At 73.3% G+C, this 11,259-nt stretch carries 15 protein-coding genes; 4 read left to right on the top strand and 11 right to left on the bottom strand.

Features of this window, described 5'->3' with window-relative positions:
* The first annotated feature begins 52 nt into the window (after positions 1-52).
* Positions 53-301, top strand: coding sequence for a helix-turn-helix domain-containing protein (locus tag ASG88_RS03210; protein WP_056886059.1), 249 nt, complete (start codon positions 53-55; stop codon positions 299-301).
* Here the strand turns inward: ASG88_RS03210 and ASG88_RS03215 are convergent, their stop codons facing one another.
* Genes ASG88_RS03215 through sigE form a run of 3 tightly spaced genes read right to left on the bottom strand, consistent with a single transcriptional unit; the run spans position 302 to position 3,011 of the window.
* Complete coding sequence (locus ASG88_RS03215) at positions 302-1,852, bottom strand: S1C family serine protease (protein ID WP_056885910.1); 1,551 nt, start codon at positions 1,850-1,852, stop codon at positions 302-304.
* Positions 1,849-2,409 (bottom strand): zf-HC2 domain-containing protein, encoded by a 561-nt coding sequence (locus tag ASG88_RS03220; protein ID WP_056885911.1) that lies wholly within the window; start codon positions 2,407-2,409, stop codon positions 1,849-1,851. The genes ASG88_RS03215 and ASG88_RS03220 overlap by 4 nt, the downstream gene beginning before the upstream one ends.
* Positions 2,406-3,011 (bottom strand): RNA polymerase sigma factor SigE, encoded by a 606-nt coding sequence (gene sigE, locus ASG88_RS03225; protein WP_056885912.1) that lies wholly within the window; start codon positions 3,009-3,011, stop codon positions 2,406-2,408. The genes ASG88_RS03220 and sigE overlap by 4 nt, the downstream gene beginning before the upstream one ends.
* A 294-nt stretch (positions 3,012-3,305) precedes the next feature.
* Here sigE and ASG88_RS03230 point away from each other — a divergent pair, with 294 nt between their 5' ends.
* Positions 3,306-3,944, top strand: a complete 639-nt coding sequence (locus tag ASG88_RS03230) for an O-methyltransferase (RefSeq protein WP_414858625.1) — start codon at positions 3,306-3,308, stop codon at positions 3,942-3,944.
* 42 nt (positions 3,945-3,986) lie between these two features.
* On the opposite strand, the gene ASG88_RS03235 is transcribed toward ASG88_RS03230, so the two are convergent.
* From ASG88_RS03235 to ASG88_RS22400, 3 genes are read right to left on the bottom strand one after another with little or no spacing between them, the layout of a single operon-like run.
* Positions 3,987-4,325 carry a hypothetical protein gene (locus tag ASG88_RS03235; protein WP_056885914.1) on the bottom strand — a complete coding sequence of 113 codons (339 nt, stop codon included), beginning with the start codon at positions 4,323-4,325 and terminating at the stop codon, positions 3,987-3,989.
* Entirely contained in the window at positions 4,322-5,857 is a 1,536-nt protein-coding gene (locus ASG88_RS03240; RefSeq protein ID WP_056885915.1) for a leucyl aminopeptidase family protein, read from the bottom strand. Before ASG88_RS03240 ends, ASG88_RS03235 begins: the two co-directional genes overlap by 4 nt.
* Before the next feature lie 2 nt (positions 5,858-5,859).
* Positions 5,860-6,027: a DUF3117 domain-containing protein gene (locus ASG88_RS22400; RefSeq protein ID WP_082599809.1), complete on the bottom strand. Its 168-nt coding sequence runs from the start codon at positions 6,025-6,027 to the stop codon at positions 5,860-5,862.
* 150 nt (positions 6,028-6,177) lie between these two features.
* On the opposite strand from ASG88_RS22400, the gene ASG88_RS03245 reads away from it, so the two are divergent.
* Positions 6,178-6,963 carry a PaaX family transcriptional regulator C-terminal domain-containing protein gene (locus ASG88_RS03245; protein ID WP_056885916.1) on the top strand — a complete coding sequence of 262 codons (786 nt, stop codon included), beginning with the start codon at positions 6,178-6,180 and terminating at the stop codon, positions 6,961-6,963.
* 17 nt (positions 6,964-6,980) lie between these two features.
* Positions 6,981-7,778, top strand: coding sequence for an enoyl-CoA hydratase/isomerase family protein (locus ASG88_RS03250; RefSeq protein WP_056885917.1), 798 nt, complete (start codon positions 6,981-6,983; stop codon positions 7,776-7,778).
* Positions 7,779-7,864: 86 nt separating this feature from the next.
* On the opposite strand, the gene ASG88_RS03255 is transcribed toward ASG88_RS03250, so the two are convergent.
* From ASG88_RS03255 to dapE, 5 genes are read right to left on the bottom strand one after another with little or no spacing between them, the layout of a single operon-like run.
* Entirely contained in the window at positions 7,865-8,674 is an 810-nt protein-coding gene (locus tag ASG88_RS03255; protein ID WP_056885918.1) for a M14 family zinc carboxypeptidase, read from the bottom strand.
* Positions 8,671-9,096: a hypothetical protein gene (locus tag ASG88_RS03260; protein ID WP_056885919.1), complete on the bottom strand. Its 426-nt coding sequence runs from the start codon at positions 9,094-9,096 to the stop codon at positions 8,671-8,673. The genes ASG88_RS03255 and ASG88_RS03260 overlap by 4 nt, the downstream gene beginning before the upstream one ends.
* A gap of 14 nt (positions 9,097-9,110) precedes the next feature.
* The gene (locus ASG88_RS03265; protein WP_056885920.1) at positions 9,111-9,428 is read right to left on the bottom strand and encodes a DivIVA domain-containing protein; all 318 of its coding nucleotides are present in this window, start codon (positions 9,426-9,428) and stop codon (positions 9,111-9,113) included.
* A 4-nt stretch (positions 9,429-9,432) separates the two neighbouring features.
* Positions 9,433-10,188 (bottom strand): TIGR00730 family Rossman fold protein, encoded by a 756-nt coding sequence (locus ASG88_RS03270; protein WP_056885921.1) that lies wholly within the window; start codon positions 10,186-10,188, stop codon positions 9,433-9,435.
* Complete coding sequence (gene dapE, locus ASG88_RS03275) at positions 10,185-11,258, bottom strand: succinyl-diaminopimelate desuccinylase (RefSeq protein WP_056885922.1); 1,074 nt, start codon at positions 11,256-11,258, stop codon at positions 10,185-10,187. The genes ASG88_RS03270 and dapE overlap by 4 nt, the downstream gene beginning before the upstream one ends.
* Position 11,259: the final 1 nt, after the last annotated feature.

Here is an 11,259-nt window from a genome sequence, read left to right on the forward strand (position 1 = left end):
AGGCACCGGGTCGTCGTACCCCTCGGGCACGGAGTTTGGCACCATGGCCCCCATGCCGGACTCCCCCCGCTTCCTCACCCTGGCCGACGTGGCCGAGGTGCTCAACACGTCGAGCGCCCAGGTCTACGCACTGGTCCGCCGGGGGGACCTGCCCGCCATCAAGATCGGCGGGCGCGGCCAGTGGCGCGTCGAGGGCGCGGAGCTGGAGCGGTTCATCGAGCGGATGTACGCCGAGACCAAGACGTTCGTCTCCGACCACCCGTTCGTGGAGAGCGACGCCGGTCGCGGCGACGCCGACTGATCAGCCGACCTCGCCGTCGAGGGTGACCTCGACCGTGCGCTCCTCGCCGTCACGACGGACGGTGAACTCGATGGTGTCGCCCGGCTGGTGGGTGCGGATCGCCACGATCAGGGCGATGCCGTCGGTGACCGGGGCCCCGTCGACCCGGGTGACCACGTCGTCCTCCACCAGACCGGCGTCCTGCGCGGGCGTGCCGTCGTTGACCTGCGTGATGAGCGCCCCCTGGGAGTCGCTGCCGCCGGTGCGCACCTGCGCGCCGATGACGGGGTAGCGCGCCTCCCCGGTGGCCAGGATCTGGTCGGCCGTCGTGCGGACCTGCTCGATCGGGATGGCGAAGCCGACCCCGATGTTGCCCGACGACTCGCCCATGAGGCTGCCACCGGTGGTGGCGATGGCGGAGTTGACGCCCACGACCTCGCCGGCGAGGTTGACCAGCGGTCCGCCGGAGTTGCCGGGGTTGATGGCCGCGTCCGTCTGGACCGCGTTGATGTAGGAAGACTCGTTGTCGGAGTCGCCCGTGGTGACCGGACGGTTGAGCGCGCTGACGATGCCCGACGTGACGGTCTGGCTCAGGCCCAGGGGGGAGCCGAAGGCGACGACAGGGTCCCCGACGTTGAGCACGGTGGACGCACCGAGGGCGGCCGGGACGAGGCCCTCGACCTCGTCCACCTGGAGGATCGCGAGGTCGTAGACGGGGCTGCGGCCGACGACGGTGGCGTCGTGGCGGGTGCCCTCCGAGTCGACGACCCTGATCGTGCCGTCGTCCTCGGCGGCCGAGGCGACCACGTGGTTGTTGGTCACGATGTGGCCCTGGCGGTCGAGCACGAAGCCCGACCCGGTGGCACCGCCGTCCTCACCGTCGAGGGCCGCGATGATCTGGACGGTGCTGGGCAGCAACGCCTGGGCGACGGCAGGCACCGAGCCGTTGTCGGCGTCGAGCGGGGCGGAGTCCCGCGTCTGGACGGCGTCGAGCCCGCCCTCGAAGCGGCCGTTGTCGTCATCGAGACGGTCGAAGCCCAGGGCGCCCAGGAACCCGCCGAGCAGTCCCACGACGAGGGCGAGGAAGGCGACGGCCGGCCAGGTCCAGCGCGACACCCGCCGACGGCCGTCCGTGGGCTGGACCGGCATCGGGGCCGTGGCGGGCTCCCCGGTGAAGAAGCCGCCGAACGGTCGCTCGGACGAGGAGGGGACGGTCCCGCCCGGTCCCCACGACTGCTGCGGGATCGGGGACAACGGGGCCGGTCCCTGGCGGGGCGGGGCGGGCGGGGCGGTCGAGTCGGTCGGGGCGGCCGCGGGAGGGGGCCCGAAGGGCGAGGCGGTGGGAGGGCCCGACGGGTCCGCGGCGGGCGTGGCCTCCGGAGCCGCTGCCGGCGCCTGGGTGGGCGGCGTCCAGCCGGGGATCGGCTGGGTGGGCGGCGTCCAGCCGGGGATCGGCTGGGTGGGCTCGCCTGCGTCGGCGTCGGTGTCGGCGCTGCGCTCACCGTGCCCGGGATCGGACAGCGGGTCGGGCTGCGCAGGCAGACGGTGGTCCGGGTGCTCCTGGTCGCTCACGGGGCCATTGTCCCCCGCGCGGCCAGCCCGTCGAGCAGGTGGCGCACGGAGCGGGCCTGTCCGGACTCCTGGCCGGACTTCTCGTCGGCGGACCGCGAGGCCGACACCTGGGTCGGCGCCAGGGTGCGCGGGCGGCGTACGGGTCGGCTCTGCGGGTCGACGTTGGAGGTCGTCACCGGGCGGTTCAGGTCGCTGACCGGGGCGCGGCGCTCGACCTGCGGGGAGCCGACGGCGCCCAGTGCGAGCACGCCGACCACCGCGGCACCGGCCGCGCCGCCGCCGATCATGGCGAGCCCACGGTGCCGCGGGCGGGACGTGGTCGGGAACGCCTCCGGGCGCAGCGCGGAGGTGGGGCACAGCAGCGAGTCCTTGAGCCCCGCCGGCGCACCCCCGCAGTCGAAGGAGAGGCCGGCCAGCTGGGTCTTGACCCAGCCCTCGCGCTCCACGAGGTCACGACAGGGGTGACAGGTGTGCACGTGCTCCCACAGGCGCTCCTCCTCGGCGGCCGGCAACCGGCCGTCGAGCAGCGCGCTCACGCGGGACCCGAGGTGGCTCACCGGGCGACCTCGTCGGCGAGCGCCGGTCCGGCGTACCGCTCCCGACCCTCGACGGGCGCGCGGTGCGCCAGGGCGCGGCGCAGCATGGCGCGACCGCGGTGGATGCGCGAGCGCACGGTGCCCAGCTTGGCGTCCATGATCTCGGCGATCTCCTCGTAGGTGAGGCCCTCCACGTCGCACAGCACCACGGCGGCACGGAAGTCGGGCGGCAAGGTGGCGAGCGCGCTCTCGATGTCGTCGTCGAAGGTCTGGTCGGCGTACGCCGCGTCGGGCGCGGGCGAGGCGCTCTGGAGTCGCGCCGCGCGCTCGTCGGAGAGCGCGTCGAAGCGGATCCGCTGCTTGCGGCGGGCGCCGTCGAGGAAGAGGTTGGTGGTGATGCGGTGCAGCCAGCCCTCGAAGGTGCCGGGCGTGTAGGAGTCCAGCGAGCGGAAGACCCGGACGAAGACCTCCTGCGTCAGGTCCTCGGCGTCGGGGCGGTTGCCGGTGAGGCGGTAGGCGAGCCGGAAGACCCGGTCGGAGTGCTGCTCGACGACCTCGTCCCAGGTGGGCACGGCGCCGACGGGCGCGGGGCCGGTGTCCGTGGTGTCGGTGGAGTGGTCCACGGCTGCCCCCTGCTGGGTGGTGTGGCGCTTGAACAGTGCTCTGGCCTTCCTCAACCTAGGGAGCGGTCCTGAGAGAACCCTGTGAGCCGGCCCCCGCCTTGCTGGGAATCGGCCGGTCTTCCTCGACAACGGAGGAGCAGGCCCCGGTGTTCCCGGACACCGACCGCGAGCGTGTGCGGCCCGACCGTGCTGCCGGGTGGTGGGACGGCCGCTGCGCGATAGAGTCGCCGCACTCGATGCACGCGGCCCGGCTGCCGTGCGTGTCCGACCCAGGAGGCCACCATCACCACCCCGATCAAGCCCGCGAGCTGGACCTACGCCGAGGCGTTCGTCGCCGAGGACGACGTCCTCGCCTCCGCCCGTTCCCGCGCCGAGGAGGTCGGGGTCTCCCCCGTCAGTCCGGGTGCGGGCGCCGCGCTGCGCTTCCTGGCCTCCGTCCTCGACGCCCGCGCGGTGGTCGAGATCGGCACCGGCACCGGGGTGTCGGGCCTGTGGCTGCTGCGCGGCATGCGCGCCGACGGTGTCCTCACCACGGTCGACATCGAGGCCGAGCACCAGCGGCTGGCCAAGGAGACCTTCGGCGAGGCCGGCGTCCCGGCCAACCGGGCGCGCACCATCGCCGGCGCCGGGCTCGACGTCCTGCCGCGCCTCACCGACGGCCACTACGACATGGTCTTCTGCGACGGCGACAAGCGCGAGTACGCCGAGTACCTCACCGAGGCGCTGCGGCTGCTGCGCCCCGGTGGCGTGGTGGCCTTCGACAACGCCCTGTGGCACGACAAGGTCGCCGACCCGGCGCAGCGCGACGAGGAGACCGTGGCGATCCGCGACCTCGGCCGCTCCATCGCCGACAACGACTCGCTCGTGTCGGTGCTGCTGCCCGTCGGCGACGGGCTGGTCTGCGCCAAGAAGATCTGGTCCCCGGAGGCCTGAGGCCGACGCGCGACCCGGTGCCCACCCGGGCCGGCGGGTCGCTCAGGCGCGCGACGAGGCGCTGAAGCCGTCCCAGCCCTCCGCGATCGCGACGACGTCGCACTCCTCCACGAGGACCGGCGGGCTGCCGATGATCTGAGACCCGGGCGCCTCGGCGGCGGTCTCGACGAAGGCCCGCTGGAACTCCGCCCGCGCCTCGTCGGACCCGAAGACGTAGGACCCCTCGAACCACTCGCCGCGGCGCATCCGCCACGTCTTGAAGGCCAGCCCCGCCATGCCGGTGAAGCGCGCGTGCGAGGTCTCCGCGACGTACGACGCGAGCGCCTCCTCGACCCCGTCGGGGGCGTCGACGAGCGACCAGCGGACCGTGAGGCCCCTCATCGCCCGACGCCCTCGAGCGGGGACTCCGACCCGAGCCAGGTGAGCAGCAGGCGCGGCCCGAATCCGGTCGGTCCGGCGGTCCACTCGTAGCGGTCGGCGGGGGCCTCGGCGATCGACGCGAAGTCGATGTGGGCCCACGGGACGTCGCCGGTGAAGTGCTGGAGGTAGAGGGCGGCCGTGATGGCCCCGGCGCCGCCCGCGGCGTTGTCACCGTCGGCGATCTTGGAGCTGACCTTGTCCTCGTAGTCGGCCACCAGCGGCATCCGCCACAGCAGCTCGCCGGAGGTCGTGGCGGCCTCGGCGAGCAGGCCGGACAGGACCTCGTCGTTGGCGAAGTAACCGCCGGTCCCCTGTCCGAGCGCGACCTTCATGGCCCCGGTCAGGGTGGCGATGTCGACGAGGACGTCGGGGCGGACCTCGGCCACGGCGTACGCCATGGCGTCGGCCATGACCAGACGGCCCTCGGCATCGGTGTTGTTGACCTCGCTGGTGCGCCCGCCGTAGTGACGGACCACGTCGCCGGGACGCATGGCGGACCCGCTGATGGAGTTCTCGGCGGCGGGCACCAGGCCCACCACCCGCACCGGGCAGCCGACGTCGCGCAGCGCGGCCATGGTGGCGAGCACCGCGGCACCGCCGGACATGTCGCGCTTCATCGAGAGCATGCTCTCGGCGGGCTTGATGTCGAGGCCACCGCTGTCGAAGGTGATGCCCTTGCCGACCAGCGCCACGGTCGGCGTGCCCTTGCCCGCACCGGGCGGCGTGTAGTCGAGGCGGATCAGCCGGGGCGGGGAGTCGGAGCCGCCGCCGACGGCGAGGATGCCGCCGAAGCCGTCGGCCGCCAGCGCCTTCTCGTCCCAGACGGTGACCTCGAGGCCGGCCTCGGCCGCGAACTCCTCGGCCTGCTCGGCGAGCCAGGCGGGGTTCTTGAGGTTGGCCGGCACCGTGGCCAGCATCCGGGAGCGCCACCCGGCGCCACCGAGCGCGATGGCACGGGCGAGCTCGTCGTCGTACGCCCCGTCGTGGTCGTCGACGCCCGCGAGCACGATGCGACCGACGGGCTTCTCGGCAGGACCGGTCGAGCGCCAGTGGAAGGCGAAGGAGCCGAGGGCCGCACCGACCACGAACGCACCCAGCGCACCCTCGGGCGCGATGGCGGTGATGGAGGTGACGACGCTGGCGCGGTCCCGGGTGGCCCGGGCGACGGTGGCACCGGCGCGGCGGAAGTCGGTGACGGTCTGCTCGCCCAGCCCGACCAGGAGGACCATCGTGACCGCGTCGGAGACGACCGGGACCGTGGTCACCTCACCGGTGCGACCGGTGGCGCGGGCGGACTCGAGGAGCCCCAGGAGGTCGACCCCGAGCAGCTCGGACGCCTCGTCGGCGCCGGGACCGAGGATGACCTCGCCGTCCTCACCGGGGAGGACCGGAAAGGCCCAGACCGCTGCGCCGCCGATCTGGTGCGGCAACGCGGGGCTGAGGGCGAACTCCGGGGGCGAGACCTGGGAAGGGAGCGGGGGGGTCGAGGCCACGATCAGCCGACGACGTCCTTGAGGGCGTCCCCGAGGGCACCCGCCTCGTCGGCGTTGAGCTCGACCACCAGGCGTCCACCGCCCTCGAGCGGGACGCGCATCACGATGCCACGGCCTTCCTTCGTGACCTCGAGCGGTCCGTCCCCAGTCCTGGGCTTCATGGCGGCCATCGGCGCAACCCTCTTCCTGATTCAGCTCAGTGGGCCGCGTGGCTCCACATGCGAAATCGAGGCGGCATGCCACCCCGACGAAGTCGTTCTACGTCCATTATCCCCCATGTCGCGGGTGATGGGCACCACAGGGGCTGGCAGACTCCGACCATGCACGCGAGGTCCGCCCTGTTCGACGTCTACGGCGACCACCTGCGCACCCGCGGACACCGGGCAGCGGTGGCCGACCTGGTGCGTCTCCTCGCGCCCATCGGGATCGCTGCTCCTGCGGTCCGCACCGCGATCTCGCGGATGGTGTCGCAGGGCTGGCTGGAGCCGGCCACCGTGGAGGGCCACCGCGGCTACGCCGCGAGCCCCCAGGCGATCCGCCGGCTCGAGGAGGCGTCCGAGCGCATCTACCGCCGGCGCGACACACGGTGGGACGGTTGCTGGCAGCTGCTGTTCCTGGACCCCTTCCCCTCCCGGACCGTGCGGGCGGCCGTGCTGCGCGACCTGCCCTACCTCGGGTACGCCGAGCTCGACGACCGGGTCTGGGTCAGCCCGTGGGTGCGCGCAGAGCTGGGCGAGACGCTCGCCCGGGCCGGCGCCGGCGCCACGACCGCACGGGCGACCGACTTCGACCCGCCGGGCTCGCCCGTCCGAGCCTGGGACATCGAGGCCATCGGGGCCGAGTACGCCGCGTGGCTCGACGACGCCGCCGCCTCGGTCGAGGCGCACCTCGCCGCCCACGACGACCCCCAGGAGGCAGCCTTCGCGGCCCGCTTCCACCTCGTGCACGAGTGGCGCAAGTTCCTCTTCACCGACCCGGGGCTGCCCCGCGAGCTGCTGCCCGACGACTGGGCCGGTCGCCGGGCGACCGACTACTTCCGCCGCGAGGCCGGCCGGCTGGCGTCCGCCTCCGAGGCGTTCGTGGCCCGCACGCTCACCTCCGCCTGATCGGGCAGACTGCGGCCATGACCTCGACCGATCCTGTCCTCCTCGACGTCGACGCCGGCGTCGCCACGATCACCCTCAACCGGCCCGACGCCATGAACGGTCTCGACGTGGCGACCAAGGACCTGCTGCTGGAGCGCGTGCAGCAGGTGGCGGCGGACCCGGAGGTGCGTTGCGTCGTGCTCACCGGCAGCGGCCGGGCGTTCTGCGTCGGACAGGACCTCAAGGAGCACCTCGCCGGCCTGCGCGGCGACACCAGCGTGCCGTTGTCCGACACCGTGGAGAAGCACTACAACCCCACCGTGCTGGCCCTGGCCACGATGCCCAAGCCGGTGGTCGCGGCCGTCAACGGCGTCGCGGCCGGCGCGGGTGCGAGCCTGGCCTTCGCCGCCGACTTCCGCGTGCTCGCGGACTCGGCCGCCTTCAACACCTCCTTCGCCGGGGTCGCGCTCTCGTGCGACACCGGGGCGAGCTGGACGCTGCCGCGCCTCGTGGGCCGGGGCAAGGCCATGGAGCTGCTCTACTTCCCGCGCACGGTCCCGGCGGCCGAGGCCCTCGAGCTCGGGCTCGCCACCCAGGTCGTGCCCGCCGACGAGCTCGCGGCCACGGTGCGTGAGCTGGCGGTCCGGCTCGCGGCCGGTCCCACGGTCGCCTTCGGCTCGATCCGTCAGGCGGTCGAGCACTCCTCGTCGCACCCCTTCGCGGAGTCGCTGGCCTTCGAGGCCGAGAAGATGGCCCTCACCGGCGGCACCGAGGACCACCTCGCCGCCGTCGACGCCTTCATGGCGAAGGAGAAGCCCACCTTCCACGGCCGCTGACCGGGCAGGTGGTACTGCCTGGGATCACCGGTTGACCGGTGGTCCAGTGGATTGGCGCGTGCTGCAGCGCACGCCAACCCACGGGATCACCGGGCGCCCGGTGAAACCCGGCGGGCGCCGAGCACACCCAGCAGCTGGCGCGGTGCCTCGACGACCATCCGGTGCCGGGGCGGGCGGGCGGCGTACTCGATGGTGAGCGCGGCGCCGGCGAAGCGGGCGTTGTACCAGCTCGTCATGGTGCCGTGGCACAGGCCGCCGCAGTCCAGGGTGGTGGTCGGGAGGAGCAGTGCCCGCGCGAGCCGGCGGGCGAAGCGCGGGTCCTTGGTGTCGGTGTCGACGCCGTTGAGCGGCTGGTGGAAGCTCAGCACCCGGCGAGGACGGACCTGCCGCAGGAACCCCATCACCGCACGGGTCTCCGGCTCGCTCGCCGGCCGCGGTCCCGACTCGTAGTTGCCGTCGAGGTCGGCCCAGTCGTGCGGGAAGTTGCGGTTGAGGTCGACGCCCCGCGCGTTGCGCCGGGTGCGCTGGGCGAGGCCGTCGGGGTTGACGACGGGCACGACCCACAGGTCGATCCCCCGGACCGGCCGGCCGTCACGCAGGCTGGTCAGGATCTGCCGGGTGTGGGGCTCGTTGCCGTGCATGGTCGAGAGCAGCACGACCCGGCGCTTGCCGGGCTCGCCGAGGCGCCACGCGTGCAGGGGCCGCCCGCGCACCGAGCGACCGATGACGCGGTGCTCGACGACCGCCGGCCCGCGGTCGGTGCGGGCGTACGCCGCAGCGGCGTGGGGTGACGAGGTGGTCGTCGCCGTCGTGCCGACCGACGCCGGCGCCGCGGGCGCGCCGACCAGCACCGCCGTCAGCACTCCGCCCACGACGAGCGGGACGAGGCGCCTCACACCGCGGAGGTGAGGTAGGCGTAGGTGAAGACGCTGACCCCGACGAGCAGGCCGACGTGGGCCAGGATCGAGAGGCCGGGCCCCTTGCTCCAGCCGTCGGTCGCCCGGTCGTCGGCGTGCCGGCCCCGGGTGGGCAGCCACCGGGTCAGGATCAGCAGCCCGGCCATCACGGTCAGCCAGAAGAAGCCGAGCGCGACGATCCCGACGAGGGAGCCACCGAGGAACGAGTCCTCGGGGAAGGCCAGGAAGGGCACCCACAGCAGCAGCGCGATCGTGCCCGCGACGGTGTGGAGCAGCAGCAGTCGTTCACTGATCTGGAACTGGCCGGCGACGGCATCGCCCCTGGCCAGCCGCAGCCGGGTCAACACCACGACCACCGCCGCCAGCGGGGTGAGGATGTAGACGAGGATCTCGGTGGACATCCGCGCAGTGTGCCCTAGGTCGGGTCGCCGTCGCCACGCGCGGGACGCGCCGCGGGGTCCTCGGCAGGGGCATCGGCGGGACGGGCCGCCTGCTGGTCCAGCTGGGTGGCGAGGCGCTCGAGCAGCGCGTCCACCTCGGACATCCGGTAGCCGCGCAGTCCCAGCGAGAAGCGCACGCCGCGCACGTCGTCGCTGGACAGCGGACCGTCCGCCGGGATGCGTACGTCGGGGCGGTCGTCGTACGCCTCCGGCAGCGACCCGCCGCGCCCGGACGCCACGACCGCGACCCCGCCCATGGCGAGCACGATCAGGATCGCGAAGAACCAGGTCATCGGGTCACTCCGGCCGCTCGGGGGTGGGGGTGGGGACCCGGTCCGCGCGGGCGGCGACCATCATCGCCACGGCCTCGTCCACGTCGTCGGTCAGCGTGATCATGTCGAGGTCGGCGGCATTGATCTTGCCCCCGGCCAGCACGGTGTCGCGCAGCCACGCGAGCAGGCCGCTCCAGTAGTCCACGCCCATCAGGACGACGGGGAACGACGTGACCTTCTGGGTCTGGACGAGGGTGAGCGCCTCGAAGAGCTCGTCGAAGGTGCCGAGCCCTCCGGGCAGCACCACGAAGCCCTGGGCGTACTTGACGAACATCGTCTTGCGGGCGAAGAAGTAGCGGAAGTTGATGCCCTTGTCGACCCACTGGTTGAGGCCGGCCTCGAAGGGCAGCTCGATGCCCAGGCCGATGCTCGCGCCCCCGGCCTCGCTGGCCCCCTTGTTGGCGGCCTCCATCGCTCCGGGCCCGCCGCCGGTGATGACCGCGAACCCCTCCTCGACGAGCCGGCGTCCGACCTGCTCGGCGATGCCGTAGTCGTGCGCGTCGGGCGCGGTGCGGGCCGAGCCGAAGACCCCGATCGCCGGGCCGATCTCGGCCAGCGCGCCGAAGCCCTCGACGAACTCCGCCTGGATCCGCATCACGCGCCACGGATCGGTGTGCACCCAGTCGGCGGAGCCGCGCGAGTCCAGCAGCCGCTGGTCGGTGGTGCCCTCCTCGACCTGGCCGCGACGCTCGAGGATCGGGCCCTTGAAGCGGTCCTTCATGCCTGCACGCCCCCGTCGCCGAGCCACGCGCGCAGCACGCGCTCGCACCGCTCGATGTGCTCGACCGGGACGTGCTCGTCCTGCTTGTGGGCGAACATCGGGTCGCCCGGTCCGAAGTTCACGGCCGGCACACCGAGCTTGGTGAACTGGGCGACGTCGGTCCAGCCGAACTTCGGCGCGACCTGGCCGCCGACGGCCTCGACGAAGGCCTTCGCCGCGGGCCGGTCCAGGCCGGGCATCGCGCCGGCCGCCATGTCGGTGACGGTGACCTCGAAGCCCGCGAAGAAGTCCCGGACGAACGCCTCGGCGTCCTGCTCGCTGCGGTCGGGCGCGAAGCGGAAGTTGACCTCGACGACGCACTCGTCGGGGATCACGTTGCCGGCGACGCCCCCGCGGATGCCGGTGGCGTTGAGTCCCTCGTGGTACTCCAGCCCGTCGATGAGCGGCTGGCGGGCGACGTAGTCGTTGAGCCGCGCCAGGACGGGCGCCGCCTTGTGGATGGCGTTGACGCCCTTCCAGCTGCGGGCCGAATGGGACCGCTCCCCCGTCGTGCGGACGTCGACGCGCATCGTGCCCTGGCACCCGGCCTCGACGGCGGCGTTGCTCGGCTCCATGAGGATGGCGAAGTCGGCCTCCAGCAGGCCGGGGTCGCTCTCGGTGAGCTTGCGCAGCCCGTTGTGGACCGAGTCGACCTCCTCGGCCTCGTAGAAGATGAAGGTGAGGTCACGGTCGGGCTCGGTGAGGTCGGCGGCGAGCTTGAGCATCACCGCGTCGCCGCCCTTCATGTCACAGGTGCCGAGCCCGCGGAGGATGCCGTCCTCGAGGCGCGAGGGCAGGTTGTCGTTGAGCGGGACCGTGTCGAGGTGGCCGGCGATGACCACCCGCTCGCCGCGACCCAGCTCGGTGCGCGCGACCAGCGTGTGGCCGCGCCGGGTCACCGTGAGGTGCGGGAGCGCACGCAGCGCGGCTTCGACGGCGTCCGCGATCTCCTGCTCGTGGTGGCTCACCGACTCGATGTCGACGAGCTGCTGGGTCAGGGTGACGACGTCGGCCGAGAGGTCAAGTGGCATG

The sequence above is a fragment of the Nocardioides sp. Soil777 genome (assembly GCF_001428425.1).
Lineage (GTDB): Bacteria > Actinomycetota > Actinomycetes > Propionibacteriales > Nocardioidaceae > Nocardioides > Nocardioides terrigena.